The sequence below is a fragment of the Oleiphilus sp. HI0067 genome (genome assembly GCF_001635735.1).
Window position 1 is genome coordinate 1 of sequence record NZ_LWFI01001423.1, and the last position, 824, is coordinate 824.

1 protein-coding gene is annotated in these 824 nt (G+C 42.6%); it reads right to left on the reverse strand.

Translation table 11 applies throughout. From position 1 onward, the window contains the following. Positions 1-176: 176 nt before the first annotated feature. A partial coding sequence (locus A3739_RS23170; RefSeq protein WP_156502784.1) for an aldehyde dehydrogenase family protein occupies positions 177-824 on the reverse strand: 648 nt, incomplete at its 5' end.

Below are 824 nucleotides of genomic sequence, written 5' to 3' on the forward strand. Positions count from 1 at the left end.
GTAAATAACCGTCGTCATATTAATGTCTCAATTAGATTCGAAGCAGGTTTGTATAAGTCTTGAACGCACAATGCAAAGAGCGAATATTAAACAAATCTTTTATTCGAAACAATGCAGAGATTATAGAAGGGGTATAAAACAAAGGCACCCGAGAGGTGCCTTTGTCAGTAGAGCGCTTAGCGCATAAATAGAGAGAAAATTGCCTTATGAATGGCTGTGCCATATGGCGGGTAGGCGAATTTCGTACTGTTCAAAATACCTTTCGTAAAAATAGGCTTTTTGTGGGAGAAGGTCGCAAAACCATCTTCGCCATGATAAGCACCCATTCCTGATTCACCAACGCCACCGAAGTGAAGATCTTCTTGCGCAAAGTGAGACAAAGTGTCGTTCAAGCACACGCCACCAGATCGAACATGATCTAAGACAAAACGTTGCTCATCTTTGTCATGGCCAAAGTAGTACAAGGCTAATGGTGATGGACGATCGTTGACAATATCAATCGCTTCTTCAATAGATTTTGTAGTAAGTACTGGCAATACAGGGCCAAAGATCTCGTCTTGCATGCAGAGCATGTCTGGCGTTGGATTTAGTACTAAGTAAATCGGCATTTTACGCGTACCACTAGCCATATCTTCGCCAGCATTATTACAAGCAATGACAGTCGCACCTTTTGCTTCAGCATCTTTGATGTAGTTTTGAAGGCGCTGATATTGGCGCTCATTGATCACTGCTGAGAAATCTTCGTTGTGCTTGAGCGTTGGGTACATGTCAGCGAATTCGCGCTGGAATGAATCAACAAAATGCTCAAGACGATTTTCAGGGCA